Source organism: Herbaspirillum sp. C9C3 (assembly GCF_013359625.1).
In the GTDB taxonomy this organism is placed as follows: Bacteria; Pseudomonadota; Gammaproteobacteria; order Burkholderiales; family Burkholderiaceae_D; genus Herbaspirillum.
Window position 1 is genome coordinate 49,641 of the sequence record NZ_JABFMQ010000012.1, and the last position, 24,420, is coordinate 74,060.

Consider the following 24,420-nt stretch of genomic DNA (forward strand, 5'->3'; position numbering starts at 1 on the left):
AGAAAGCCAATTCAGGTGCAGCAAAAACCCGATTTTACCAATCATCCCGCACTGCGCGAATGGAATCGGCCTGAATTGCTGCGCCGCCCTCCCTCAGGGACCATCGGCGGGAAACATGGTTCATATCGCCCTCTGGCCAGTACAATGACCAAACCGGCACTTGCCCCGCATCGGAATGCGCCGGGCAGGCGCCATGCGGCTTTGCGGCGAGCACTCGCCGCCCGGGATCAAAATGGCCTCGCGCAGAGTCTGACCAGGCCCGGCTTTCTGCCTTTTGCTTCATATCGCCGCGCAAGCGCCCTGCCCATGGCATCCTGGCCTTGCACTCGATGCCGGACCTTTTTCTGATGGAGTTCGTTCATGAAACGCTGGCTTTACCCCCTTCTTGCAGCGGCCAGCTTGCTGCTCTCCGGTTGCGCCTCGGTCATCGAGAGCAACGTCACCGCTTTCCACGCCTGGTCGCCCGGCGACAACCAGAAGGACTATGCCTTCGCCCCGACCAAGGACCAGGAAAACGACCTGCAATATCAGAACTATGCCGGCCTGATCCGCCAGGAGCTGCAGTTCCTGGGATTTACCGAGGCACGTGATCTGAAGTCGGCGCAATTGCAGGTCAGCTTCAGCTACGGCATGAATACCGGGCAGGTGGTGGTGAGCCAGCCGGCCTACGATCCCTTCTTCTATGGTCCGGGTCCGGGCTGGGGGCGCTTCGGACCACGTCCGTTCGGCTTCTACGGGCCTTATGGTCCCTTCTACGATCCCTTCTGGTATGGCGCACCGATGCAGACGACCAGCTATCCGGTCTTCCTGCGGCGGCTGCAGATCGGCATCAGCCAGGCCAGCGACGGCAAGAAGCTGTTCGATGTGGTGGTGGACAGCGAAGGCCAGCGCGCTGGATTGGCGGAGGCCATGCCTGCCATGGTACGCGCCGCCTTTGATGACTTCCCCGGCCCCAGCGGGGTGACGCGGCACATCCGCATCAAGGTCGACAAGAACGGCCAGCCGGAGGACTGATCGTCCTCAGCCATGCGGCGGCCGTCCCAGCCGCTTGCCAAGTCCCCAGATGCTCAACAGCAGCAGCGCGCCGCCCAGCCACTGGCTGGGGCTCAGGGTCTGCCCCAGCAGCAGGGCCGCCAGCAGCACGGCGGTGAGCGGCTCGATGAGCGTGGCCACGGTCAGCGCCGTAGGGGTCAGGCGCGCGGCGCCCCAGCTGAACACCAGCAGCGCCAGGGCCGCCGTGACCACGCCCAGGTAGAGATACCAGGCCTGCGGCGGCAGGCCGCTGGGCCAGTGCAGCGGCCGGGCCAGGCTGGCCAGGCCCATCACCAGGGCCGCCACCACGGTCAGGCAGGTGGCCGATGGCCCTGCCCCCAGGGCCGCGGAGAGCCGTCCGCTGACCAGCGTGAAGCCGGTATAGAGCAGCGCCGAGGCCACCGAACAGAGCAGGCCGATCATCAGATCCATCTGGCCCGACCCCGCCGTATCGGCGCTCTGGTGCCGCGCCACGATCAGCACGGTGCCGCCCAGGGCAGCGATCAGCACGGTCGCCAGCGTCCAGTCCAGCCTGTCCTGCCCGCGCAGCAGCGCGATCAAGGTGGAGAACACCGGCGGCAGGCACAGAGCGATGAGGGTGGGAATAGCCGCGCCGATGCGCTCTATCCCGAGGAACCAGCACAGCACGTAACCCGCCATGGTGGTACCGGCCAGCAGCACGGGCAGCAGCAGCGTACGCAGGGTCGGCAGATGGATGCGGGTGCCGAACACCAGGCACAGGAAGACGGCACCCACCGCAAAGCGCCAGAAGGAGATGTCGCCGGGAGCAAAACCGTATTGCGCGATCAGGATGTTGACCACCAGGGCACCGGTGCCCCACAGGAAGCCGGCGCTGCAGGCGGCCATCAGCGCCACCCCCGAGTAATGGGGCGCAGCCAGGGAAGGAGAACGGGAGCCGGTCACGGTAAGTCCTTGCAATGAAGGTGGCGGGGGCGTCCGACCGGTCGCCGGGCGCAGCGCCACAGTGTAGCCCAACACCGACCCGGCCTGCTGGCCCGCCGCGCTGCCCCTCAATTGATGAAGCGCCCGCCCGTGCCGATGGCGGTCAGGTCGACGAAATCCGAACCGCTGTGATCGGTGCGGCTGAAATGCAGACTGAAACCGCCACCATCGTAGTTGGCCGGGGTGATGCTCTCCAGCGCCCGGATCAGACCGGCGCGCGTGAGATGGGGACCGGCGCGGCGCAGGCCCTCCACCAGCACGCGGGCAGCGATGTAGCCCTCCAGACCGATGAAGTTGCAGCCCGCACGCGAGGCGCTGCTGTCCATGGCTTTCTGATACTCATAGACGATGGGCAGTCTGGCCTTGTTGGGGAACGGCACCACCTGGGTAATCTCGGTGCCGACACCGGCCTGCTGCAGGCGCGCGGCCAGCGACTGGCTGCCGACGAAGGAGTAATTGGAAAAACCTCCCAGATAGCCCGCTGCGCGCATGTGCGTGATGAGCGCGGCCGCCGGTCGATACGACACCGCCTGGATCACCACATCGGGGCGCATCTGCATGAATTTTTCTGCCGCGGCCGAAACCTCATCGCTGTTGCGCTCGATGGACCGGCTGCCCACCAGGATCAGGCCGTAGACGCTCACGCGCTGGCGCAGGTTCTCCAGCAGGCTCTTGCCCAGCTCGTCGTTCTGGTAGAACACCGCCACCCTCACCCGTCCATTGCCTTGCAACTGGCGCAGGAGGAAGTCGGTTTCCTGCGCGTAGCTGGCGCGTACGTGGAAGATCAGGCGATGGAAAGGCTCGCGCAGGGCGACCGCGCCCGTGTGCGGCGCAATCAGCGGGATACCGGCCTCGCGGATGGCCGGCAATGCCGCCAGGACCGTAGGCGTGCCGGAAAAGCCGAACAGCGCGAAGACCTTGTCGCGCCAGATCAGTTGCTGGGTATTGGCCAGGGTGCGTTCAGGATCGTAGCCGTCATCCAGACTCAACAGCCGCACGCGTCGGCCATGGACGCCGCCGCGGGCATTGACCTGGGCAAAATAGCTGCGCGCCCCTTCCTGAAAATCCCGGCCGACCTCGGCGGCCGGCCCGGTAAAGGGCGAGGACTGGCCCAGGACGATCTCTTGCGCAGTGACCCCGTTCTCGGCTGCCGCCATCCCGTGCAGGCCGCATGCCCACGCCAATGCCAAGGCCAGTCGGCCACACCGGACGACGACCGTACGCCAGCTCCTTCCCATCTCCCTCTCCCGCCAAAAATGTTCTCCCTGGAGGCGCTCGGGTGAAGAAACTCACCCAAACGTCAAAGGCTGCATTTGACGATCAAGACGGAGAAAAATGCGCGATCTGCGCATAGTCGTGAGCAAAAACCGATAACTTGCGAGATCCATGCCGAATAATTTCGATATTCGGTAAAAAAACTAGGAGAAATAGGCTTCGCTGGCAAAGGTGATGAAGACGATCATGAGCACCGCGCAGATCAGCACGACCAACAGCCGCCCGAACTTGGGCGAGCCGTCGTTGCCTGTGGCCTGCTCGGGGGGATGCCCCATGGGGTTGTCGAGGCCGGGCTCGCGCGGTGGCTGGTCCATGGGGCTTCCTCTTGTGGCTGGCGTCAGTCGGGATGAATCAGGCGGCCATCAGGGGATCAGGATGGTCGAACCGGTGGTCTTGCGCGCTTCCAGGTCGGCATGCGCCTGGCCTACATCCTTCAAGGCATAGCGCTGGTTGATCTCGATGCTGATCTTGCCACTCTCGACCATGTCGAACAGGTCACCGGCGGTGGCGTCGAGTTCGGCGCGGGTGGCGATGTAGTTGCCCAGCGAAGGCCGGGTCAGGAACAAGGAGCCGCGGGAAGCCAGTTCGGACACGCCGAACGGCGCCACCGGACCGGAGGCATTGCCGAAGCTGACCATCATGCCGCGCGGGCGCAGGCAATCCAGCGAGCCGGTGAAGGTGTCCTTGCCGATGGAGTCGTAGACCACCGGGACGCCCTTGCCGCCGGTAATTTCCTTGACGCGGTCGACGAAGTTTTCGGTCTTGTAGTTGATCACGTGGGCAGCGCCATGTTCTTTGGCCAGCGCAGCCTTCTCGTCGCTGCTGACGGTGCCGATCAGGTTCACACCCAGCGCGCGTGCCCACTGGCAGGCTATCAAGCCGATACCGCCGGCCGCGGCGTGGAACAGGATGGTCTCGCCGGGCTGCACGACATAGGTCTGGCGCAGCAGGTATTGCACGGTCATGCCCTGCAGCATCATGGCGGCGGCGGTATCGAAGCTGATGGCATCGGGCAGCTTGACCAGGATGTCAGCGGGCATCACCCGCGCTTCGCAGTAGGCTCCATTGGGGCGGCCCGCGTAGGCCACGCGGTCGCCGACCTGGAAACCGGCCACGCCCGGCCCCACCGCTTCGATGGTGCCGGCGCCTTCCTGCCCCAGTCCGGCGGGCAGCGGCTGGGGATAGAGACCGGAGCGGAAGTAGCAATCGATGAAGTTCAGGCCGACGGCAGCGTGGCGGATGCGGACTTCACCGGGGCCTGGCTCGCCCACTTCCACGTCCACGTATTCCATCACTTCGGGGCCGCCGGTCTTGCTCATGCGGATTGCTTTTGCCATCTGGGTCTCCTGGTTGGTGGTTGGTGCTCGGTTTCGCGCCTGAAAATTCACTTTTGTGAGGCAGTATAAAACGCCTCAGCGCTTCTTGCGCGACAGCAGCCACATGCCGGCCAGCACCAGGGCGGTGCCGGCCAGCTGGATGCCGGTGATGGGCTCATCCAGCAAGACCGCGCCCATGAACAGCGTCGACACCGGCCCCACCAGCCCGGCCTGGGCGGCAGTGGGCGCGCCGATGCGAGAGACCGCCACCATGGTCAGGAACACCGGCAGCACGGTGCAGAACACGGCGTTGAACAAGGACAGCTGGTACACCGCCGCCACCTGCGTGACCAGATCAGAGGGAGCGCGCAACACGAAGAACTGGATCACGCAGGCCACGCTGGAGACGCACATGGCATAGGCCACCAGCCGCACCGCCCCGACCCGCCTGACCAGCTCGCCGGAAGCAATCAGATAGATCGAATAGCTCAAGGCCGAGCCCAGCACCAGGGCACTGCCGAGGAGGACGTTGCTGCCGCCGGTGTGCAGGTCATGCTGCAGCACCAGCACGGTGCCGAAGTAGGACACCAGCAGCGCGACCCATTCGATCGCACCGACCTTGCGCTTGAAGAAGAAAAAAGCGATCAGCATCACGAAGGAAGGGGTGAGGAACAGGATCAGCCGTTCCAGCCCGGCGGAGATGTATTGCAGCCCGAGGAAATCGAGGAAGCTCGACAGGTAATAGCCCATCAAGCCCAGCACCACGATGCGCAGGACGTCGGCGCGCGCCAGCGGCGGCTGGGTGCGGGCCTTCCACAGTGCCACGGCGGCAAACATGGGGAAGGAAAACACCATGCGCAAGGTGATCACCATGACCGCATCGACCTGATAGCGGTACATCAGCTTGGCCACGATGGCCTTGGCGGAAAAGAAAATGGCGCCGACGATGGCCAGCAGCAAGCCGCCCAGGAAGGCCTGGCGCGGGGTGGAATGGACGGGGGAGGGAGCGGCAGTCATGGCCGCGATTGTAAACCCTGGGCTGCCCGCGCGCCGTACGGATGTCCGGACAGCGCGGGCGGTGGCGGATCAGCGTTTCTTCATCAGGGTGCCGAGCACGCCGCGAATGAGTTCACGGCCAACCTGCGAACCGATGCTGCGCGCGGCCGACTTGACCATGGCCTGCAAGGGCGAATCGCTGCGGCGGCTGCCACTGCCGCTACCGAAGATGCCGCCGGCGGCATCCTTGAGCAGATCCCCCAGGCCGCCGCTCTGGCCTTGTGACGGTGCCGGCGATGGTTGCGGCCCGGGTGGCGGCATGCGCGTACCGCCGCCGGGACGCGAAGTGCTGGCCGGGGCCGGTGCAGTGCGGCCGGCCGAAGCGCCCCAGGCGTTGTCATCCACCGGGGCCGGGGCTTCTTGCGGGACCGGGGCCGGGGCGGACTGCGGTTGCTGCACGGCACGGCCTTTCAGGCGTTCATAGGCCGATTCGCGGTCAATGGCCTGTTCGTAGACACCGGCCACCAGCGAGGACGCGATCAGGGCACGCCGCTCCGGGTCGCTGAGCGGACCGATCTGCGAGGCCGGTGTCAGCACGTAGCCGCGTTCGACCATGTTGGGCCGGCCCTTCTCGTCCAGGAAGGACACCAGGGCCTCGCCCACCCCCAGTTCGGTGATGGCCTGGGCGGTGTTGACCATGGGATTGGGACGGAAGGTCTCGGCGGCGGCCTGCACCGCCTTCTGGTCGCGCGGTGTGTAGGCGCGCAGGGCGTGCTGTACGCGGTTGCCCAACTGGCCCAGTACGGTGTCGGGGATGTCCAGCGGATTCTGGGTCACGAAATAGATGCCCACGCCCTTGGAGCGGATCAGGCGCACCACCTGCTCGATCTTCTGCAGGAGCGGCTTGGGGGCTTCATCGAAGAGCAGGTGCGCCTCGTCGAAGAAGAAGGCCATCTTGGGCTGGTCCAGGTCACCCACCTCGGGCAGGTGCTCGAAGAGCTCCGAGAGCATCCACAGCAGGAAGGTGGAATACAGGCGCGGCGCGTTCATGAGCTTGTCGGCGGCGAGGATGTTGATGACGCCGCGACCTTGCGCATCGGTCTGCATCCAGTCCTCGATGTTCAACATCGGTTCGCCGAAGAAGCGGTCGCCACCCTGTTCATCGATGGCGATCAGGCCGCGCTGGATGGCGCCCACGCTGGCGGCCGAAATGTTGCCGTATTCGGTCTTGAACTGCGCCGCGTTCTCGCCCACATGCTGCAGCATGGCGCGCAGGTCCTTGGTATCGAGCAGCAAGAGGCCGTGATCATCGGCAATCTTGAAGACCAGTTGCAGCACGCCCTGCTGGGTGTCGTTCAGGTTGAGCATGCGGGCCAGCATCAGCGGTCCCATGTCGGAAACGGTGGCGCGCACCGGATGACCCTGCTCGCCATAGACGTCCCAGAAGGCTACCGGCGCGGCGGCCCAGGCGGGCTCGGGCAGGCCCAGCTGGGCCAGGCGCGCGCTGGTCTTGGGCGAGTTGCTGCCGGCCTTGCCCAGACCGGAGAGGTCACCCTTGACGTCCGCCATGAAGACTGGCACGCCGATGTCGGACAAGGCCTGGGCCAGCACCTGCAGGGTGACGGTCTTGCCGGTGCCGGTGGCGCCGGTGATGCAGCCGTGGCGGTTGGCCAGTTGCGGCAGCAGGCACAGCTGCACCCCTGAATGGGTGGCGATCGGAAGCGGATTAATCATGTCGGCTCGGCCTCGAAGGCAAAAATGATGGGGTGGCGATATGGTAAAATGCCCGCCCGATTATAGTCAGAACATGGCGCCAGGAAATGTATTATCGGTCCTGCCTGCGCCGGTCCCCTTCTGCAGCGATGCGTCACCTGCGCCCCACGGTCTTGCCGAGGCGCCCCGGAGCGCGGTCTGGGCAGGCGGGGCGGTTCTGGCCTCACTCTCTCGCAGGAAAGATTGAACATGGCTGGACACAGCAAATGGGCCAATATTCAGCATCGTAAAGGCCGTCAGGACGAAAAGCGCGGTCGCGTCTGGACCCGTCTGATCAAGGAAATCACCGTCGCCGCCCGCATGGGCGGAGGCGATCCGGACACCAACCCGCGCCTGCGCCTGGCCGTGGACCGCGCCTCCGACGCCAACATGCCCAAGGACAACGTGACCCGCGCCATCCAGCGCGGCACCGGCGCCCTGGATGGCGTGAACTATGAAGAAGTGCGCTATGAAGGTTATGGCATCAACGGTGCGGCCATCATCGTCGACTGCATGACCGACAACCGCGTCCGTACCGTGGCCGAAGTGCGTCACGCCTTCTCCAAGTTCGGCGGTAACATGGGGACCGAAGGTTCGGTGGCCTTTCTCTTCAAGCACTGCGGCCAGCTGATGTATGCGCCCGGCACCGATGAGAATGCGGTCATGGAAGCGGCGCTGGAAGCCGGTGCCGAAGACGTCATCACCGACGACGAAGGCGGCATCGAAGTGCTGACCGCCCCCAACGACTTCGCAGCCGTCAAGTCCGCCATGGAAGCGGCCGGCTTCAAGGCCGAAGTCGCCGAGATCACCATGAAGCCCTCCACCGAAACCGTGTTCGCCGGCGAGGATGGCGTCAGGATGCAGAAACTGCTGGATGCGCTGGAGAACCTGGACGATACCCAGGAGCTCTATACCAATGCCGTGATCGAAGAATAATTCACCTGAATTGAACCGATTCGGACAACACGCCCCTTTCCGCCCCATTCGCCACTTTTATCTTCCTATCCCATGAAAATCCTAGTTGTTGGCTCCGGTGGCCGTGAACATGCGCTGGCCTGGGCCATTGCCAAGTCGCCGCGCATCCAGACGGTCTATGTTGCTCCCGGCAATGGCGGCACTGCGCTCGACGAGCGCCTGCAGAACATCGCCATCACCGATCCCGTGGCCCTGGCCGACTTCGTCGAGCAGGAGCACGTGGCACTGACCGTGGTCGGTCCGGAAGGCCCGCTGGCTGCCGGTATCGTCAACGTCTTCCGTGCCCGCGGCCTGAAGATCTTCGGCCCCACCAAGGAAGCGGCCCAGCTTGAAAGCTCCAAGGACTTCGCCAAGTCCTTCATGCAGCGCCATGCGATCCCTACCGCCGAATACCAGACCTTCTCGGACGTTGCCGCCGCGCATGACTACATCGCCCAAAAGGGCGCGCCCATCGTCATCAAGGCCGACGGCCTGGCCGCCGGCAAGGGCGTGGTGGTTGCCATGACGCTGGAAGAAGCGCATACGGCCGTGGACATGATGCTCTCCGACAACAAGCTGGGCGACGCCGGTGCGCGCGTGGTGATCGAGCAATTCCTGGCCGGTGAAGAAGCTTCCTTCATCGTCATGGTCGACGGCAAGAACATCCTGCCGCTGGCCACCAGCCAGGACCACAAGCGCCTGCAGGATCATGACCAGGGTCCCAACACTGGCGGCATGGGTGCCTATTCGCCCGCGCCCATCGTCACCCCGGCGCTGCATGCGCGCGTGATGCGCGAAATCATCGTACCCACCGTGCAGGGCATGGCCAAGGATGGCATCCCCTTCTCAGGCTTCCTGTATGCGGGCCTGATGATCGATGCCGACGGCAATCCCAAGACGCTGGAATTCAATTGCCGCATGGGCGATCCGGAAACCCAGCCCATCATGGCGCGCCTGAAGACCGATCTGCTGACCGTGTTTGAACACGCCGTCACCGGCACGCTGGACAAGGTCGAACTGGAATGGGACCGCCGCACCGCACTGGGCGTGGTCATGGCCGCGCACGGCTATCCGGAAGAACCGCGCCGTGGTGATCTGATCACCGATATCCCGGCCGAAACGCCCGATTGCGTGACCTTCCACGCCGGCACCACCCTGACCGGCGACAAGCTGACCACCAACGGCGGCCGCGTGCTGTGCGTAGTGGGCCTGGGGGACAGCGTCAAGGTAGCGCAGAAACACGCCTACGATGCCGCCGACCTGATCCACTTCGCCGGTTCGCAGATGCGCCGCGACATCGGCTGGCGCGCCTTGAAGCGCTAAGCCGGGCCGCATGCCCTCCCCATCCCCCGCAACGCCCTGCGTGTTGCGGGGGATTTCATTTGGCAGGCGTGCGCAGCGCTGCAACAAAAATGGCGTCCGCACAGCCCAAGCCTGACGGGCGTTTGCGGGCAGCATGCCGCGGCCACAACCCGCATTCCGAGAAAAAAAGGACATATCGATGCCAGACCACCTGCTCAATGTTGAAACTTTGATCAACCTCTACCTGGTTCCCTTCGGGCTCAAGGTGATCGCCGCCATCGTCATCTGGATCGTCGGCGGCCTGTTCATCAACACCTTGTCCAAGGTCGTGCGCCGCGTGCTGACGGCACGCCAGTTCGAGACCACCCTGATCAACTACGCCAGCTCGGCCATGCACGTGATCCTGCGCGTGCTGCTGGTGATGGGCATCCTGGAGGTGTGCGGCATCCCCACCACTTCCTTTGCCGCCATGATCGGCGCGGTCGGCGTGGCGCTGGGTGTGGCCTGGTCGGGCCTGCTGTCGAACTTCGCGGCCGGCATCTTCCTGGTGGTGCTGCGGCCCTTCAAGGTGGGCGACTACATCACCGCCGCCGGTCAGACCGGCACGGTCTCCGACATCGGTCTGGTGACCACCATCATCACCACCGACAACAACCTGCGCGTGATCATCGGCAACAACAAGCTGTTCTCGGAAAACATCATCAACTACAACGTCAACGCCACCCGTCGTACCGACCTGCGTTGCCAGATTGCCTACGGGGTCGATCCGCAGGAGGCCATCGCCAAACTCTCCGAGCGCATCAAGGCCATCCCCAACGTATTGCAGACGCCGGCCCCTGGCATCGTGATCCAGGAATTCAATGCCACCGGTACCCTGATCGCTCTGCGCGTGCATGCGCCCACCCCCAACTTCGGCCAGGTCTACAACGACGTGCAGAACGCCATCGCCGAGGTCTGCCTGAAGGAAGGCTGGCCGGCACCAGCGACCTATCAGGTCAACATCGCGCCGACACAGCCGCCGCAAAACTGAGGCCAATGCCCCACAAGGCCGCCCCGGCAAGGCGTACGGAGCGGCTTTTGGTGCCCCAGCCAGGGGCGCTCAAGGTACAATGGCGGGTTGGAACGCATTTCCGTCCAGTAACCGTGCATCAGAGCGACCCGCCGTGACCCACCATTCCAACGCTTCCACCAACACTGCCGCCGTCAAGGCTTATCTGCAGGACCTGCAACAGCGCATCGTCGCGGCCCTGGAAGCCGCCGATGGCAAGACCTTCCTGTCGGATTCGTGGGAACGCCCCGAAGGTGGCGGCGGCACCTCGCGCCTGCTGGAAGAAGGGAACCTGCTCGAACGTGGCGGCGTGGGCTTCTCGCACGTGATGGGCAAGAACCTGCCGCCTTCGGCGGCGGCCAACCGCCCGCAACTGGCGGGCCGGGCCTGGGAGGCGATGGGCGTGTCGCTGGTGCTGCATCCGCGCAATCCCTACGTGCCGACGGTGCACATGAATGTACGTTTCTTCACCACCCATGCGGAAGGCGAAGAAGCAGTCTGGTGGTTCGGCGGCGGCATGGACCTCACGCCCTACTACGGTGTGAAGGAAGATGCAGTCCACTTCCACCGCACCTGCCGCGCTGCGCTGCAGCCCTATGGCGAGGACCTGTATCCGCGCTTCAAGAAGTGGTGCGATGACTATTTCTACCTGAAGCACCGCAAGGAGCCGCGCGGTGTCGGTGGCATTTTCTTCGATGACTTCAACGCCCTGCCCTTCGAGCAAGCCTTTGCCCTGCAGCGCAGCGTCGGTGATGCCTTCCTGGACGCCTACTTGCCCATCGTAGCGGCGCGCCGCGATACGCCCTATGGTGAACGTGAGCGCGACTTCCAGGCCTATCGCCGGGGACGCTATGTGGAATTCAACCTGGTCTTCGACCGGGGCACGCTGTTCGGGCTGCAATCCGGTGGCCGGACCGAATCCATCCTGATGTCGATGCCGCCGCTGGTAAAGTGGCGCTATGACTGGCATCCCGAGCCGGGCAGTGCGGAAGCGGCGCTGTATGCCGACTTCCTGGTGCACAAGGAATGGCTGTAATGGCGCCGCCTGCGGCGCAGCGCTGCATCGCCGTGCTCGGCGGCAGCTTCGATCCGGTGCACAATGGCCATGTCCTGCTGGCCGAGCATTTCGTGCAGTTGCTGCAGCCCGACGAGCTGCGCGTCATCCCCACCGGCAATCCGTGGCAGAAGCACGGCTTGCAGGCCGCCGCGGCCGATCGTGTGGAAATGGTGCGGCGGGCCTTCGATCGCCAGCAGGTACCGGTCGTCATCGATGAGCAGGAAATCCGTCGCGCCAGCGCGACCTATACCATCGATACCCTGCGCGCCCTGCGGGCCGAACTGGGACCGGAGGTGTCCATCGTGTTCCTGATGGGCGCGGATCAGCTCCAGCATCTGGACACCTGGCAGCACTGGCAGGAACTGTTTGACCTGGCGCACCTGTGCGCCGCCTCGCGGCCTGGCTTCGCGCTGGCCGACACGCACGTGCCGCCGGCCGTGAGAGAAGAATTCAAGCGACGCAACGCTGCGCCGCAAGAGATCCGCAGCACCCCGCACGGATACGGCTACCTGGCCCTCGGGCTGGCGGTCGATATCTCGTCGACTGAAATCCGTGCCCAGCTGCAACGCGGCACCCGACCCGATTCGCTGATTCCGGGCAGGGTGCTAGACTATATCGAACAACAACATCTGTACCGAACTCAATAATGGACATCAAAAAACTGCAAACCCTGGTCGTGGACGCCCTGGAAGACGTCAAGGCCCAAGAAATCCGCATCTTCGACACCTCGCACCTGACCAGCCTGTTCGACCGCGTGGCCATTGCCTCCGGTACCTCGAACCGTCAGACCAAGGCGCTGGCCGCCTCGGTGCGCGACAAGGTCAAGGCCAAGGGCGGCAACGTCGTCAGCGTTGAAGGCGAGGACACCGGTGAATGGGTGCTGGTCGACCTGGGTGACATGATCGTGCACATCATGCAGCCGGCCATCCGCACCTACTACCGTCTGGAAGAAATCTGGGGCGACAAGGAAGTCAAGCTGGGCGCGGCCAAGCGCACCGGCACCTCGGCCGCCGCCAAGCGCGCCGCCGAAGATACCCCGGCCCCCAAGACCCGTCGTACCCGCGCCCAGGCCGAAGCGGTCGAAGCCAGCCAGGCCCTGGACGACGACGAGGACGCACCGAAGAAGCCGGCGCGCAAGCCCCGTACCACCTCGGCCACCACCGGCACCCGCGCCGCTGCCGGCACGACCCGCACCACCCGCACCACCGGCACCAAGACCACGGCGGCCAAGACCACCACGACCCGTGGCACCGCGGCCGGCAGCAAGACCACCACGAGCAAGGCCGCCAGCCCTCGCAAGGCGGCAGCGCCCAAGACCCCGACCGGCAAGACCGTGCGTGTGGCACCGGCCAAGAGCGAGACCGCCAAGAAGCCGGCCGCCAAGCGTTCCAGCAAGGCTTGATGCAGCTGGTCATCGCGGCCGTCGGCCACAAGATGCCGGCGTGGATAGAAACCGGCTTCCAGGAGTATGCCAAGCGCATGCCACCGGAATGCCGGATCATCCTCAAGGAAATCAAACCCGTCGAACGTTCCGGCAGCCGCACGGCGGAAACCGTGATGGCGCAGGAGCGCGAGAAGATCGAAGCGGCGCTGCCCAAGGGCGCGCGCGTGATTGCGCTGGACGAGCGCGGGCGCGACTGGACCTCGGTGCAGTTGTCGCAGCAGCTGGTGCAGTGGCAGCAGGACGGGCGCGACGTGGCCTTCGTCATCGGCGGGGCTGACGGGCTCGATCCCGGCTTCAAGGCCGGCGCCGACACGCTCATCCGCATCTCCAGCATGACCTTGCCGCATGGCATGGTGCGGGTGATGCTGGCCGAGCAGTTGTACCGCGCCTGGTCGATCACCCAGAACCATCCGTATCACCGCGCCTGACGGCGTCCACCGCCGGCTTCCGGCCTTCCGGTACCGGCTCTTGACATCCCTGGCTCAATGAAACAAGCGGACCACAAAATCTACCTCGCCTCAAAAAGCCCGCGCCGTCGCGAACTGCTGCGCCAGATCGGCATCGATTTCGAACTGCTGCTCTCGGACAAGGAAGTCGACGAGAGTGTCCTGCCCGGCGAAGCCCCGCTGGACTATGTCGCCCGCGTTACCCGCGCCAAGCTCGACAGCGCCCAGCAGACCATGATCCTGCGCCAGTTGCCGCACCGCCCGCTGCTCTCGGCCGATACCACCGTGGTGGTCGATGACATGATCCTGGGCAAGCCGGCCGATCACGATGAAGCCGTGCGCATGATCACCCTGCTCTCCGGCCGCACGCATCAGGTCTTGACCAGCGTGGCCGTGGGCGTGACGCACGGGCTGGACACCGACGTCTGGCAGATCGTGCAGCAATCCGACGTCAGCTTCGCGCCGCTCACCGAGCAGGCCATCGCTGCCTACTGCAATACGGTGGAACCCTACGACAAGGCCGGCGCCTATGGCATCCAGGGCCTGGCCTCGGTGTTCATCAGTCATATCGTGGGCAGTCATTCCGGTATCATGGGACTGCCGCTCTTCGAGACGGCTCAACTATTACAACAAGCGGGCGTGCGCATCCTATGAGCGAAGACATCCTCATCAACATCACGCCGCAGGAGACGCGCGTGGCGCTGATCCTGCAAGGCGCCGTGCAGGAACTGCACATCGAACGTACCCTCTCGCGCGGCCTGGCCGGCAACATCTACCTGGGCAAGGTGGTACGGGTGCTGCCGGGCATGCAGTCGGCCTTCATCGATATCGGCCTGGAGCGTGCGGCGTTCCTGCATGTGGCCGACATCTGGGAGGCCCGTCCGCACGATGGTCAGAATGCGCCGGCCATTCCCATCGAGAAACTGCTGCACGATGGCCAGACCATCACGGTGCAGGTCATCAAGGACCCCATCGGCACCAAGGGGGCACGGCTGTCGACGCAGATCTCCATTGCCGGGCGCATGCTGGTCTATCTGCCGCAGGACAAGCACATCGGCATCTCCCAGCGCATCGAGAACGAAGCCGAGCGCGAACTCCTGCGCAGCAAGGTGCAGGCGCTGTTGCCGCCGGAAGAAAAAGGCGGCTTCATCATCCGCACCATGGCCGAGGATGCGTCCGACTCCGACCTGCAGATGGATGTGGAATACCTGCGCACCACCTGGGCCACCATCATCAAACAGGCCAAGACCAAACCGGCACCGACGCTGCTGCATCAGGACCTGTCGCTGGCGCAGCGGGTGCTGCGCGACTTCGTTTCCGACCAGACCGCTACCATCCAGGTCGATTCGCGCGAGAACTTCCACATGCTGCAGGAGTTCGGCGCCATCTACACGCCCTCGGTGCTGCCCAAGCTGATGCACTATCGCGGCGAGCGGCCGCTGTTCGACCTGTACGGCGTGGAAGAGGAAATCGAGCGAGCCCTGGGTCGCCGGGTGGACCTGAAGTCGGGCGGCTACCTGATCGTTGACCAGACCGAAGCGATGACCACCATCGACGTGAACACGGGCAGCTTCGTCAACGGTCGCAACTTCGATGACACCATCTTCAAGACCAATCTCGAAGCGGCGCATGCCATTGCCCGCCAGCTGCGGCTGCGCAACCTGGGGGGCATCATCATCCTGGACTTCATCGACATGGAGAGCGCCGAGCACCGCCAGGCCGTGCTGGCCGAACTGGGCAAGGCGCTGCAGCGCGACCGCACCAAGATCTCGGTATCGGGCTTTTCCACCCTGGGGCTGGTGGAAATGACTCGCAAGCGCACCCGCGAATCGCTGGCCCATATCCTCTGCGAGACCTGCCCGGCCTGCAAGGGGCGCGGCCAGGTCAAGACGCCGCGCACGGTGTGCTACGAGATCCTGCGCGAGGTCATGCGTGAGGCCAAGCAGTTCAATCCGCGCGAATTCCGCATCCTGGCCTCGCAGGTGGTGGTGGACATGTTCCTGGAAGAGGAATCGCAGCACCTGGCCATGCTGGGGGACTTCATCGGCAAGCCGGTGTCGTTGCAGGTGCAGAGTGATTATCAGCAAGAGCAGTACGACATCATCCTGATGTAATTGCCCCGCCAGCCGACGGCCGCAGCGCATGGATTACAATGCGCACTTCGCGGCCGGTTGCCGGTGCTTTCGTGCTTTTCCATGCCCATCTATAACTCCTTCGCAGTCTTCCTCCTGTTGGCAATCTCCCTGGTCATCGCAAGCGGCTTCTCGCTGGGTGCAGCCATGCTGGTACTGGGTGCTGTCGTGCTGTTTCGTCCGAACGCACGGCGCGCACGGCTGGAGCGCGACGACTGGCTGCTGATGGCGGTGCTGGCCGGTTATTTCGGGGTGCATATGGTGCTCAACCTGGCGCATCAAGCGCCCGGCCGTGAGTACGACGCCCCCCTGCGCTTCCTGCTGGCCATTCCGGCCCTGTTGCTCTTGCGCGCCTTCCCACTGCAAGCTGCTGCCCTGTGGAATGGCGCTGCCGTGGGGGCGATTGGCGCGGGCCTTCTCAGTCTTTGGCAATGGTTGGTGTTGGCGCTGGAGCGTCCCGGCGGCAGCACCAATCCCATCCAGTACGGCAACATCAGCGTCCTGCTGGCCATGCTGGCGGCCTGTGCTCTGGCGCGGGCCATCCAGTTGCGCCAGAGTCTGCCCTGGAAGCTCCTGCACGCCGCCGGCGTGCTGCTGGGCCTGGCAGCCTGCCTGTTGAGCGGCAGCCGTGGCAGCTGGCTGGCACTACCCTTCTGCGCCCTGGTGGCAGGCTGGCTGCTGCTACGCGCCGGCCAGGGCCGGCTCATGCTCAAACTGGCGACAAGCGCCTTGGTTACCATCGCGTTGCTGGCTCTGCTACCCAATTCCCCGCTGACAGCGCGCATGCGTCTGGCCGTTACCGAAGCGGATCAATACGCTCGCAGCGCCAATGCTGATTCGTCGGTGGGGGCCCGCCTGGAAATGCTGCGCGTGGGCCTGCAGCTGGCCCCGCAGCATCTGCTGCTGGGCTGGGGCAAGGAAGGCATGATGCAGGCCAAGGCACAGATGGTGCGCGATGGTCTTGCCTCGCCCTCGATCCAGGAACACACCCATCTGCACAATGAATACGTCGATGCCTTGGTCAAGTACGGCCTGCCTGGACTGCTGACGGTGACGGCACTGTTTCTGGTGCCGCTGGGCCTGTTTGCCGCCCGCCTGCGTCGGTCGGCAAACCGGGAGGTCCGGCTGGCGTCGGCTGCGGGCGTGATGCTCATGCTTAGCTACTTGGTGTTCGGCCTGACTCAGGCGTTCCTGACGCACAACAATGGCGTCATGATGCTGGGCTTCCTGATCGCGATCTTGTGGTCACTGTCGCAGCAACAGCCTGTCGGCACGGCGAACACGGCATAATCTCTCTTTTTTCGTTACCTGCCTTACCTGCAAGCAAGGATCCCCGATGCTGTCCAACAACATGAAACGCCTGGCTGCCCTGCACTGGCCCTACAAGAAGCGGCTGGCGATCGCCTTCATTGCCATGATCGTCACGGCGGCCACCGAGCCGGTGGTGCCCTATATCTTCCAGGTGCTGCTGGACAAGGGCTTCGTGGGCAAGCCGGCCTTTTCGCTGTGGCTGGTGCCGGCGGCGGTGATCGGCATCTTCTTCATCCGCGGTATCGCCACCTTTACCAGCTCTTACATGATGACCTGGGTCTCCACCCGCATCCTCAATGAACTGCGGCGCCAGATGTTCGCCCGCATGCTGGACCTGCCGGTACAGTTCTATGCCACCAATACGGTGGGCAAGGTCATCAATTCCATGATGTTCGAGGTGCAGCAGATCATCGACATGGTGACCAAGGTGTTTACCTCCATCCTGCGCTCGGCCCTGACGGTACTGGGTCTGCTGGCCTGGCTGCTGTACCTGAACTGGGTACTGACCATCGTCACCCTGGTACTGCTGCCGCTGGTGACCATCGTGGTGCGTACCACCGGCAAGCGCCTGAAAAAACTCAATCGCGACTCGCTGGCGGTCAATGCCGAGATGACCCAGGTGATCGAGGAAACCACGCGCGCCCAGCAAGTCATCAAGATCTTCGGCGGCCAGGACTACGAGAAGGAACGCTTCAACCGTCGCGCCGAGAACCTGCGCAGCTATACCATGCGCATGACGGCTGCGTTTTCCTCGACGGTGCCGATCACCCAGCTCATGACCGCCACCGCAGTGGCCGTGGTCATCGTCATGGCGCTGATCCAGTCCGGCAATGGCCAGATCACCGTGGGCGGGTTCGTGTCCTTCATCACGGCCATGCTGATGCTGCTGGCCCCGCTCAAACAACTGGCCGAGATCAACGGCCCCCTGCAACGCGGCATGGCCGCTGCCGAAGAAGTCTACAAGCTCATCGACAAACCCACCGAACGCACAACAGGCCAAGCCCTGCCCCGGCGCGCGACCGGCCAGCTCGATTTCGTCGATGTCAGCTTCGCCTATCCCGGCCACGAACAACTGGCGCTCAAGAACATCAACCTGCACGTCGAGGCCGGTGAAACCATCGCCTTCGTGGGCATGTCCGGGGGCGGCAAGTCCACCCTGGTGAGCCTGGTACCTGGCTTTTACTCGGCTACATCCGGCGAGATCCTGCTCGATGGGCGTCCCATCGAAACCATCTCCCTGCTCAGCCTGCGCCAGCAGATCGCCATGGTGAACCAGAACACGGTGCTCTTCGACGACACCCTCGCGGCCAACATCGCCTATGGTGATCCCCAGCCGGACCCGGCGCGCGTAGAGGCAGCCGTGGAAGCCGCGCACCTGATCGACGTGGTGGCGGGCCTGGCTGACGGGCTGCAGACCCGCATCGGCGACAATGGCTCGCGCCTGTCCGGCGGGCAGCGCCAGCGCGTAGCCATTGCCCGTGCCATCTACAAGGATGCGCCCATCCTGATCCTGGACGAGGCCACCTCGGCCCTGGATACCGAATCCGAACGCGCGGTACAGGCCGCACTGGACCGGCTCATGCAGGGCCGCACCACCTTCGTCATCGCCCACCGTCTGTCCACCATCGAACGCGCCGACCGCATCGTGGTGCTCTCGCATGGACAGATCGCCGAGATTGGCAACCATCAGGAGCTGCTGCAAAAGGAAGGCGTATATGCCAACCTGTACCGCCTGCAGTTCTCCCAGCAACAGGAAGCCTCCGCCTGACCATGCACCAACACGACACCCTGATCCCGGCAGAACTGCTGCAGAAGTCGGACAAGATCCTTTTCATCGCCCACCTGGCCCTGGGAGATTTCACTTACCTGCAGAACTTCTTCAAGGGCTTTGCCGCGCAGAACCCGCATATGAAGATCCATCTGTGGGTGGACGAAGTAAGGCGCACGGCCGATGCAAGCCAGTGGCCGCACCTGAAGAAATACGCCCTGTACGACTGGACCGCCGCCTGCCCCTTCTTCGCCAAGGTCTATACCCGCACCTACAGCCCTGAGCTCTATCGCGAATCCATCGCCGAGGCGCGCCGCGAGGACTATCCCATCGTGGTCTCGCTGGCCACCCTGCGTCCGCACCTGTATGCAGCACTGGCGCGCGAGATCAGCCCCGAAGGCTGGGTGGTGGGCATGAAGAAATCAGTCAAGCTGTTCCAGCCGCATCATCTGCTGGCGTATCGCAAGCTCGATGCCGCCATGCCCCCCTATCGCAGTGCCACGCCGGAGCATCACATCAGCGATGTCTATGCGCACTGGTTCCAGCAGCTCAGTGGCTTGGACGTCAGCGGCGCAGCACGCTTCCCCTTTGTCGATATCCCGGCGCAGTGGCACCAGTACGTGCAAGACCAGCTGGAGGCGTGGCAGTTCACGCCGCGCAAGGGCAAGCTGGTCTTCATCAATCCCTATGCCAAGACCAGGAAACGCTGCTGGCCGCTGGAACATGTAGCCGCATTGATCCAGGCCATGCAGGCGCGCGCCGGCTGGGAAGATGCCTGCTTCATCGTCAACGCCGTACCGCAGGAACTGGCCCATGCGCGCGAGGTGATCGGCCGTTACGGCCTGCAGCGCACCCAGCTCTTCAGTGCCGAAGAAAACTTCTTCCAGCTGCCGGCCATGCTCGCCTGTTGCGATCTGATCATCTCGGTGGAGACGGCGGTGATGCACCTGGCCAATGCGGTACGGGTACCGGTCATCGCCCTGATGCGCCAGAAGAATCCGGAGTGGGTGCCGGTCGACCGCGACCATAGCACCGTCATCACCGCGCCCGGCCGCCGCGACTGGGTCAAGGCGGTGACTGTCGAACAAGTCATGAAAGCCATCTGATGAACGTCCCCACCCAACAAGAGATCATGGCGGTACCGGAGAATGGCAAGCCGTCCTTCCATATCGCCTTTTGCGTCGACAACAATTATTTCCGCGCCATGGGCGGCACCATCGCCTCCATCGTGGCCAATAATCCGGACCAGCATTTCACCTTCCACGTGCTGGCCTTCGAGGTGTCGGAAGACCATCAGCGGCGCCTGAAGCAACTGGAATCGATGTATCGGGTCAAGACCGAGTTGCATCAGTTAAGGCTGGAAGACTTCGCCCAGTTCTCGCATTTCCTCGGCCATTCCCACTATTCGCTGTCGATCTTCACGCGCCTGGTCATCCCCACGGTACTGGCCAAGCTTACCGACCGGGTGCTCTACCTGGATGCCGATATCCTCTGCTTCAACCGCCTCGATGAACTGGTGGACATGGATATCGCTCAGGAGATCGCCGTGGTGGTGCCGGATGCACCGGTCACGCTGCAGCGTCGCGTGGCAGCGCTGGGGCTGGCGCACAACGAATATTTCAACGGCGGCGTGATCTTCATCAATATCCCCAGATGGCTGGCGGAGGATATTACGTCCAAGACCCTGGATGCACTGCTCAACAGCAAGACCGACATGCGCTTCCCTGACCAGGATGCGCTCAACATGGTCCTTAACGGCCGCGCGCGCTATTTGTCGCCGAAGTGGAACTACCTGTATGACCTGATCCACGACCTGAACGTGAACAAGTTCGCCCTCAAGCCCGTAGGCAAGGCCATCTTCGTGCACTTCGCCGGTGCCGTGAAGCCTTGGGCGGCATGGAGTCGGCACGAAGCCTGCACGCTATTCCGGCGCTACTTGGATATCTCGCCCTGGGCCGATATGGCGCTGGACCAGGCGCCGCGCAATACCAAGGAGCTGCGCATGCACTCGCGCTTCATGTACCGGCAGGGACGCCCGCTGGAAAGCCTGAAGTGGTATCTGCGCTACCTGCGCAAACGCCGCGCCCGCTGATCACTGCAGGGCTCCTACGCATACTTTGATCAACCAGAAGAACAGAATTACACGCTTTCGTCATGCCGATCACCAGCAAGCATATTCTCATCAGTCGCACCGACAACATCGGCGACATCGTGCTGACCCTGCCCATGGCAGCGCGCCTGAGGCAACTCAATCCGGGCGTGAAGATCAGCCTGCTGTGTCGCCGCTATGCGGCCGACGTGGTGCGCTATTGCAACGACATCGATGAAGTGGTGGAAGAAGAAGAGGTGGCCGATGATCTTTACGGCTTCCTGCGCGGCAGCGACATCGATACCGTGATTCTGGCCCAGCCCAACCGTGAACTTGCCAAAGCCGCTTTTTTGGCGCGCGTGAAACACCGTATCGGCAATGCACGCCAGAAGGTGTACCAGCTAATCTACTGCAATGACCGGGTACGCTTCAGCAAGGGTCTGTCGGAGAACCACGAGTCGCAGATCAATTTCGAGTTCCTGCGGCCCTATGGCGACAACCACATTCCGAACCGCCAAGAGATTCCCGACCATTACCATTTCACCGTGCCGCACGATGCCGAGATCGCGGCCGGTTTTGCGCCTTACCGCTTCAACCTGATCCTGCACGCCAAGTCCAACGGGCATGGCCGCGAGTGGCCGGTGGATTACTACATTGCGCTGGCTCACACGCTGGGGCAGCATCCCGGAGTGCAGATCTGGCTGACCGGCAGCGCCGGCGAAGGCGAATGGCTGCAGCAGAATGCGGTTGCCCTGCTGGCCCTGCCAAATGTCATCAATACCTGCGGCAGCATGAGCCTGGCGCGACTGACCCAATTCATTGCGCAGGCCGATGGATTGATCGCCAGTGGTACCGGTCCGCTGCACCTGTCGGCGGCCATCGGCCAGCGTACACTGGGCCTGTTTCCGCCGACCCGCCCCATGCATCCGGGACGCTGGGCGGCCTTGGGCAAGCGCGCCAGCAATCTGTGCACAGACCAGGCGCCTTGCACTGGCTGCGAGAAACTACGCATCATGACCTGCGACTGCATGCGCAAGATCACCCCGGACCAGGTGCTCGCTGTGGTCTCACGCTGGGTCGAGGAAAAGAAGGCGGGAGCCTGAGCTCCCTCTCAGTGCAATCACTCAGGCGTTCGCTTGCAACTGCTGCTGGCGTTTGAGGATGCAAGTCAGGCAGTAGGCTATGCCGATGCCGTAGAAGGGATAGCATTCCCACCACAGGAAGACCACGTCCACCAACCCCAGCACCATGAAACCGGCTACCAGCGACAAGCCCATGGCTGCACTACTGCGGATCTCGCGATCAGCATGGCGGCACTGGCGTGCAAACATCCATAGCGGCACCAGATAGATGGCCAGCAGGGCCAATGCGCCCATACTGCCCAGGCGCACCATCATGAACAGCATCTCATTGTGGGAATGCGGGAAGGTCGCGGCCTGCGTCGTGATGATCTTGCGGTCAGCCAGTTCCTCCAGCGCCGTCTGGTAGCGGTCGATGCCTACGCCCACCAGCGGATGTTCCTTGAACAGGACCCAGGAACCGTTCCACAACTGCAGTCGGGTTCCCAAGGAAGTATCCTTATCAGAGCCGGCAGAATACTGCTGCAGGTCCACCTGTGCCGCGATCATGCGCTCTTTGATCGAATGGCCGAACGTCAGGCTCGCTGCCACGATCACCACGAACACGCCGAGCGCGGCCAGCTTGTAACTGCGCCTGATATGCTTCAGGGCCATGCTGGAAATGGCCGCATAGACGGGGATGGTCATCCATACGCCGCGCGAGCCCGACAGGTAAGCCATGTAAAGGCCCGCGCAAAGCCCCGCCAATTTGATGACGGTGACCAGTCGGGAGTCTGAATGAGTCCAGCCCAGCGACAGCATGCCGAAGACGCCGAGCAGCAACCCCATATGGGCACAGATGATGATGGGAATGAAGTCCGTCCCGTAGCGATCGTTGCCGCCGTCTGAAAGCACATACATCTTGATCAGGGTCAACATGGCGCCCAGCACGATTGGCCATTGCAACTGCTTCAAATACTCCAGCGGGAGGAACAGCATCAGCCAGAACATGAAGAGGAACAAGGCCAGACGACTCTGCGCGTCATACGCCCGGCTGGCGTAATGGCCCGTGACGAGCTGATTGATCAGTACCGCGACCAGGGGCAAGGCCATGGATAGCGACACCATCCAGTACTTGCGCAGGAAGGACGGGAAACTCCATCCTTCAGGGCGCAGGCCAAGGGCTGCAGTTGCCATGCCGGTCAACACCATCAGGCTATAGGTGACGCCAGCCGAGCGGTCGATGACGAGCGCAAATGCGAAAAAGAAAGCGAACAGCAAGGCGACAAAATATTTCAGGTAACGCAAGGAAGACTCCAGATGTCCAGCATTGAAATTCGACTTGCCAAGATCGTCAAGCAAGCCTCGGACCGCCAACGGGCAGGTCCAACCGAGTAGATAAACGGATCGCGGGCATGTACCCTGTTTCAGCGCTTTTTCGATGCTGAACGTTTGCGCAGATAGCGCAAGTGCATGCAAATGCCCTCTTTCCATCTGCCATGCTTCATCAACGACTTGGAATACAGCTTGAATTCACGCGCGGTACGCGGCGGATCCAGAGGCATGTCGCTCCAGGACGACCTGTCCTGTACTTGCAAGAACACTTTCCGGGCATCGTGCAGGCACCAGTCCTGCCACGGCTTGACGGGGCCGGTGAAATGCATGAACACGACCTGAGGCGGCACCACCAGTTCACTTTCCCCACGGCTGGTGTAGTCGACCAGGTGATAGCGGGTGTTCCATTCGTCGCCAATGTAGACCACCCGACCATTGAGCGCCACGTTGAGCGCATCTTGGTCGGCAAAGAGCAGTTGCTGCGTGGACAGTACCGTCAAGGCACGGGTCTGTACATCCGCCCTGATCCATTCCGGCACATTGATGAGCATCACCCCGGCGTTGAAGTACTCCGGCTTGGCCAGGCCCAGCGCGGCGATCTGGGTCTTGGCCGTCGTCGATACCTCGTCATGCACGGCCGCCGCAATGGCGCCATCGAGCTCAATGGCGTGCAACGCCGCGATGCTGCCGAAGCACAGCAGATCGGCATCAAGGTAAAGAACGCGGTCGGAGATGCCGTGCAGCAGATTGGGAATCAGCAGGCGGATGAACGTCCCAAGCTGATGCTGGGCGAAGCAGGGAAAAGCACGGAAGGCGTCCAGCATGTGAGCATCCAGCAGATGCGTACGAATGTCCAGGTCATACCTCTGCGCCAGCCGGTCCAGACGGTTGCGGCTATCTTCGGAGACTGCGAACGCAAAGACGTGGAAGATAAAACGCTGCTGTGCATTGTGTTGCAGCAGCGAGACTATGGCCGCACCCATACCGCGGAAATAGCCGCTGTCCACGCCGAAGGCCACGTGCAGCGCCCCACCCGCGCTGCCTTGGGGGACATTGCCGCCCCCGGTTTCTGATGTTGTTTTCATTGTTGGTTGCACGGCTTGTCACCGTTGTCTGTGTTTTGCTTATCGGGCTTGCTATTT

The 24,420-nt window shown here is 63.3% G+C and carries 23 protein-coding genes; 15 read left to right on the forward strand and 8 right to left on the reverse strand.

Annotated elements, in window-relative coordinates; genetic code table 11:
* Positions 1–360: 360 nt before the first annotated feature.
* Positions 361–1,014, forward strand: coding sequence for a DUF4136 domain-containing protein (locus tag HNO82_RS13015; protein WP_175344004.1), 654 nt, complete (start codon positions 361–363; stop codon positions 1,012–1,014).
* A gap of 6 nt (positions 1,015–1,020) precedes the next feature.
* Here the strand turns inward: HNO82_RS13015 and HNO82_RS13020 are convergent, their stop codons facing one another.
* The 6 genes from HNO82_RS13020 to HNO82_RS13045 all read right to left on the reverse strand — a co-directional run bounded on the left by HNO82_RS13020 (position 1,021) and on the right by HNO82_RS13045 (position 7,316).
* Positions 1,021–1,956 carry a DMT family transporter gene (locus HNO82_RS13020; protein WP_175344005.1) on the reverse strand — a complete coding sequence of 312 codons (936 nt, stop codon included), beginning with the start codon at positions 1,954–1,956 and terminating at the stop codon, positions 1,021–1,023.
* Between the two features lie 107 nt (positions 1,957–2,063).
* Positions 2,064–3,152, reverse strand: coding sequence for an ABC transporter substrate-binding protein (locus tag HNO82_RS13025; RefSeq protein ID WP_175344006.1), 1,089 nt, complete (start codon positions 3,150–3,152; stop codon positions 2,064–2,066).
* A gap of 261 nt (positions 3,153–3,413) precedes the next feature.
* Positions 3,414–3,584 (reverse strand): hypothetical protein, encoded by a 171-nt coding sequence (locus HNO82_RS13030; RefSeq protein WP_008331263.1) that lies wholly within the window; start codon positions 3,582–3,584, stop codon positions 3,414–3,416.
* Between the two features lie 48 nt (positions 3,585–3,632).
* The gene (locus HNO82_RS13035; RefSeq protein ID WP_175344007.1) at positions 3,633–4,607 is read right to left on the reverse strand and encodes a quinone oxidoreductase family protein; all 975 of its coding nucleotides are present in this window, start codon (positions 4,605–4,607) and stop codon (positions 3,633–3,635) included.
* Positions 4,608–4,682: 75 nt separating this feature from the next.
* Positions 4,683–5,603, reverse strand: coding sequence for a DMT family transporter (locus tag HNO82_RS13040; protein ID WP_175344008.1), 921 nt, complete (start codon positions 5,601–5,603; stop codon positions 4,683–4,685).
* Between the two features lie 69 nt (positions 5,604–5,672).
* A complete protein-coding gene (locus HNO82_RS13045; RefSeq protein WP_175344009.1) occupies positions 5,673–7,316 on the reverse strand; it encodes a helicase HerA-like C-terminal domain-containing protein in 1,644 nt (547 codons plus the stop codon).
* Between the two features lie 228 nt (positions 7,317–7,544).
* Between HNO82_RS13045 and HNO82_RS13050 the strand changes: the two genes are divergently transcribed.
* From HNO82_RS13050 to HNO82_RS13115, 14 genes are all read left to right on the forward strand, one after another.
* Positions 7,545–8,270 carry a YebC/PmpR family DNA-binding transcriptional regulator gene (locus HNO82_RS13050; protein WP_008331277.1) on the forward strand — a complete coding sequence of 242 codons (726 nt, stop codon included), beginning with the start codon at positions 7,545–7,547 and terminating at the stop codon, positions 8,268–8,270.
* Positions 8,271–8,342: 72 nt separating this feature from the next.
* Positions 8,343–9,611, forward strand: a complete 1,269-nt coding sequence (gene purD / locus HNO82_RS13055) for a phosphoribosylamine--glycine ligase (RefSeq protein ID WP_175344010.1) — start codon at positions 8,343–8,345, stop codon at positions 9,609–9,611.
* Positions 9,612–9,789: 178 nt separating this feature from the next.
* Positions 9,790–10,620, forward strand: coding sequence for a mechanosensitive ion channel family protein (locus tag HNO82_RS13060; RefSeq protein ID WP_175344011.1), 831 nt, complete (start codon positions 9,790–9,792; stop codon positions 10,618–10,620).
* A gap of 133 nt (positions 10,621–10,753) precedes the next feature.
* A complete protein-coding gene (gene hemF / locus HNO82_RS13065; RefSeq protein WP_175344012.1) occupies positions 10,754–11,674 on the forward strand; it encodes an oxygen-dependent coproporphyrinogen oxidase in 921 nt (306 codons plus the stop codon).
* Positions 11,674–12,342 carry a nicotinate-nucleotide adenylyltransferase gene (locus HNO82_RS13070; protein ID WP_008331281.1) on the forward strand — a complete coding sequence of 223 codons (669 nt, stop codon included), beginning with the start codon at positions 11,674–11,676 and terminating at the stop codon, positions 12,340–12,342. The genes hemF and HNO82_RS13070 overlap by 1 nt, the downstream gene beginning before the upstream one ends.
* On the forward strand, positions 12,342–13,097 hold the full coding sequence (gene rsfS / locus HNO82_RS13075; protein WP_175344013.1) for a ribosome silencing factor: 756 nt from the start codon (positions 12,342–12,344) through the stop codon (positions 13,095–13,097). The genes HNO82_RS13070 and rsfS overlap by 1 nt, the downstream gene beginning before the upstream one ends.
* Positions 13,097–13,567, forward strand: a complete 471-nt coding sequence (gene rlmH / locus HNO82_RS13080) for a 23S rRNA (pseudouridine(1915)-N(3))-methyltransferase RlmH (protein WP_006464668.1) — start codon at positions 13,097–13,099, stop codon at positions 13,565–13,567. Before rsfS ends, rlmH begins: the two co-directional genes overlap by 1 nt.
* A 57-nt stretch (positions 13,568–13,624) precedes the next feature.
* The gene (locus tag HNO82_RS13085) at positions 13,625–14,239 is read left to right on the forward strand and encodes a Maf family protein (RefSeq protein ID WP_008331290.1); all 615 of its coding nucleotides are present in this window, start codon (positions 13,625–13,627) and stop codon (positions 14,237–14,239) included.
* Entirely contained in the window at positions 14,236–15,699 is a 1,464-nt protein-coding gene (gene rng / locus HNO82_RS13090; RefSeq protein ID WP_008331299.1) for a ribonuclease G, read from the forward strand. The genes HNO82_RS13085 and rng overlap by 4 nt, the downstream gene beginning before the upstream one ends.
* Positions 15,700–15,780: 81 nt before the next feature.
* Entirely contained in the window at positions 15,781–17,007 is a 1,227-nt protein-coding gene (locus tag HNO82_RS13095; RefSeq protein ID WP_175344014.1) for an O-antigen ligase family protein, read from the forward strand.
* A gap of 46 nt (positions 17,008–17,053) precedes the next feature.
* Positions 17,054–18,796, forward strand: coding sequence for a lipid A export permease/ATP-binding protein MsbA (gene msbA, locus HNO82_RS13100; protein WP_175344015.1), 1,743 nt, complete (start codon positions 17,054–17,056; stop codon positions 18,794–18,796).
* A 2-nt stretch (positions 18,797–18,798) separates the two neighbouring features.
* Positions 18,799–19,902 (forward strand): glycosyltransferase family 9 protein, encoded by a 1,104-nt coding sequence (locus HNO82_RS13105; RefSeq protein WP_175344016.1) that lies wholly within the window; start codon positions 18,799–18,801, stop codon positions 19,900–19,902.
* On the forward strand, positions 19,902–20,888 hold the full coding sequence (locus HNO82_RS13110; RefSeq protein ID WP_175344017.1) for a glycosyltransferase family 8 protein: 987 nt from the start codon (positions 19,902–19,904) through the stop codon (positions 20,886–20,888). The genes HNO82_RS13105 and HNO82_RS13110 overlap by 1 nt, the downstream gene beginning before the upstream one ends.
* A gap of 62 nt (positions 20,889–20,950) precedes the next feature.
* Positions 20,951–21,988: a glycosyltransferase family 9 protein gene (locus HNO82_RS13115; protein ID WP_175344018.1), complete on the forward strand. Its 1,038-nt coding sequence runs from the start codon at positions 20,951–20,953 to the stop codon at positions 21,986–21,988.
* Between the two features lie 21 nt (positions 21,989–22,009).
* Here HNO82_RS13115 and HNO82_RS13120 read toward each other — a convergent pair whose 3' ends face one another.
* Positions 22,010–23,251 (reverse strand): O-antigen ligase family protein, encoded by a 1,242-nt coding sequence (locus tag HNO82_RS13120; RefSeq protein ID WP_175344019.1) that lies wholly within the window; start codon positions 23,249–23,251, stop codon positions 22,010–22,012.
* Positions 23,252–23,370: 119 nt separating this feature from the next.
* The gene (locus tag HNO82_RS13125) at positions 23,371–24,363 is read right to left on the reverse strand and encodes a glycosyltransferase family 8 protein (RefSeq protein ID WP_217509912.1); all 993 of its coding nucleotides are present in this window, start codon (positions 24,361–24,363) and stop codon (positions 23,371–23,373) included.
* Between the last annotated feature and the right edge of the window lie 57 nt (positions 24,364–24,420).

Coding starts and splice junctions, on each gene's coding strand:
- HNO82_RS13015 (WP_175344004.1), top strand. CDS start 361: ATGAAACGCTGGCTTTACCCCCTTCTTGCAGCGGCCAGCTTGCTGCTC.
- HNO82_RS13025 (WP_175344006.1), bottom strand. CDS start 3,152: ATGGCGGCAGCCGAGAACGGGGTCACTGCGCAAGAGATCGTCCTGGGC.
- HNO82_RS13030 (WP_008331263.1), bottom strand. CDS start 3,584: ATGGACCAGCCACCGCGCGAGCCCGGCCTCGACAACCCCATGGGGCAT.
- HNO82_RS13035 (WP_175344007.1), bottom strand. CDS start 4,607: ATGGCAAAAGCAATCCGCATGAGCAAGACCGGCGGCCCCGAAGTGATG.
- HNO82_RS13040 (WP_175344008.1), bottom strand. CDS start 5,603: ATGACTGCCGCTCCCTCCCCCGTCCATTCCACCCCGCGCCAGGCCTTC.
- HNO82_RS13045 (WP_175344009.1), bottom strand. CDS start 7,316: ATGATTAATCCGCTTCCGATCGCCACCCATTCAGGGGTGCAGCTGTGC.
- HNO82_RS13050 (WP_008331277.1), top strand. CDS start 7,545: ATGGCTGGACACAGCAAATGGGCCAATATTCAGCATCGTAAAGGCCGT.
- purD (WP_175344010.1), top strand. CDS start 8,343: ATGAAAATCCTAGTTGTTGGCTCCGGTGGCCGTGAACATGCGCTGGCC.
- HNO82_RS13060 (WP_175344011.1), top strand. CDS start 9,790: ATGCCAGACCACCTGCTCAATGTTGAAACTTTGATCAACCTCTACCTG.
- HNO82_RS13070 (WP_008331281.1), top strand. CDS start 11,674: ATGGCGCCGCCTGCGGCGCAGCGCTGCATCGCCGTGCTCGGCGGCAGC.
- rsfS (WP_175344013.1), top strand. CDS start 12,342: ATGGACATCAAAAAACTGCAAACCCTGGTCGTGGACGCCCTGGAAGAC.
- rlmH (WP_006464668.1), top strand. CDS start 13,097: ATGCAGCTGGTCATCGCGGCCGTCGGCCACAAGATGCCGGCGTGGATA.
- HNO82_RS13085 (WP_008331290.1), top strand. CDS start 13,625: ATGAAACAAGCGGACCACAAAATCTACCTCGCCTCAAAAAGCCCGCGC.
- rng (WP_008331299.1), top strand. CDS start 14,236: ATGAGCGAAGACATCCTCATCAACATCACGCCGCAGGAGACGCGCGTG.
- HNO82_RS13095 (WP_175344014.1), top strand. CDS start 15,781: ATGCCCATCTATAACTCCTTCGCAGTCTTCCTCCTGTTGGCAATCTCC.
- msbA (WP_175344015.1), top strand. CDS start 17,054: ATGCTGTCCAACAACATGAAACGCCTGGCTGCCCTGCACTGGCCCTAC.
- HNO82_RS13105 (WP_175344016.1), top strand. CDS start 18,799: ATGCACCAACACGACACCCTGATCCCGGCAGAACTGCTGCAGAAGTCG.
- HNO82_RS13110 (WP_175344017.1), top strand. CDS start 19,902: ATGAACGTCCCCACCCAACAAGAGATCATGGCGGTACCGGAGAATGGC.
- HNO82_RS13115 (WP_175344018.1), top strand. CDS start 20,951: ATGCCGATCACCAGCAAGCATATTCTCATCAGTCGCACCGACAACATC.
- HNO82_RS13125 (WP_217509912.1), bottom strand. CDS start 24,363: ATGAAAACAACATCAGAAACCGGGGGCGGCAATGTCCCCCAAGGCAGC.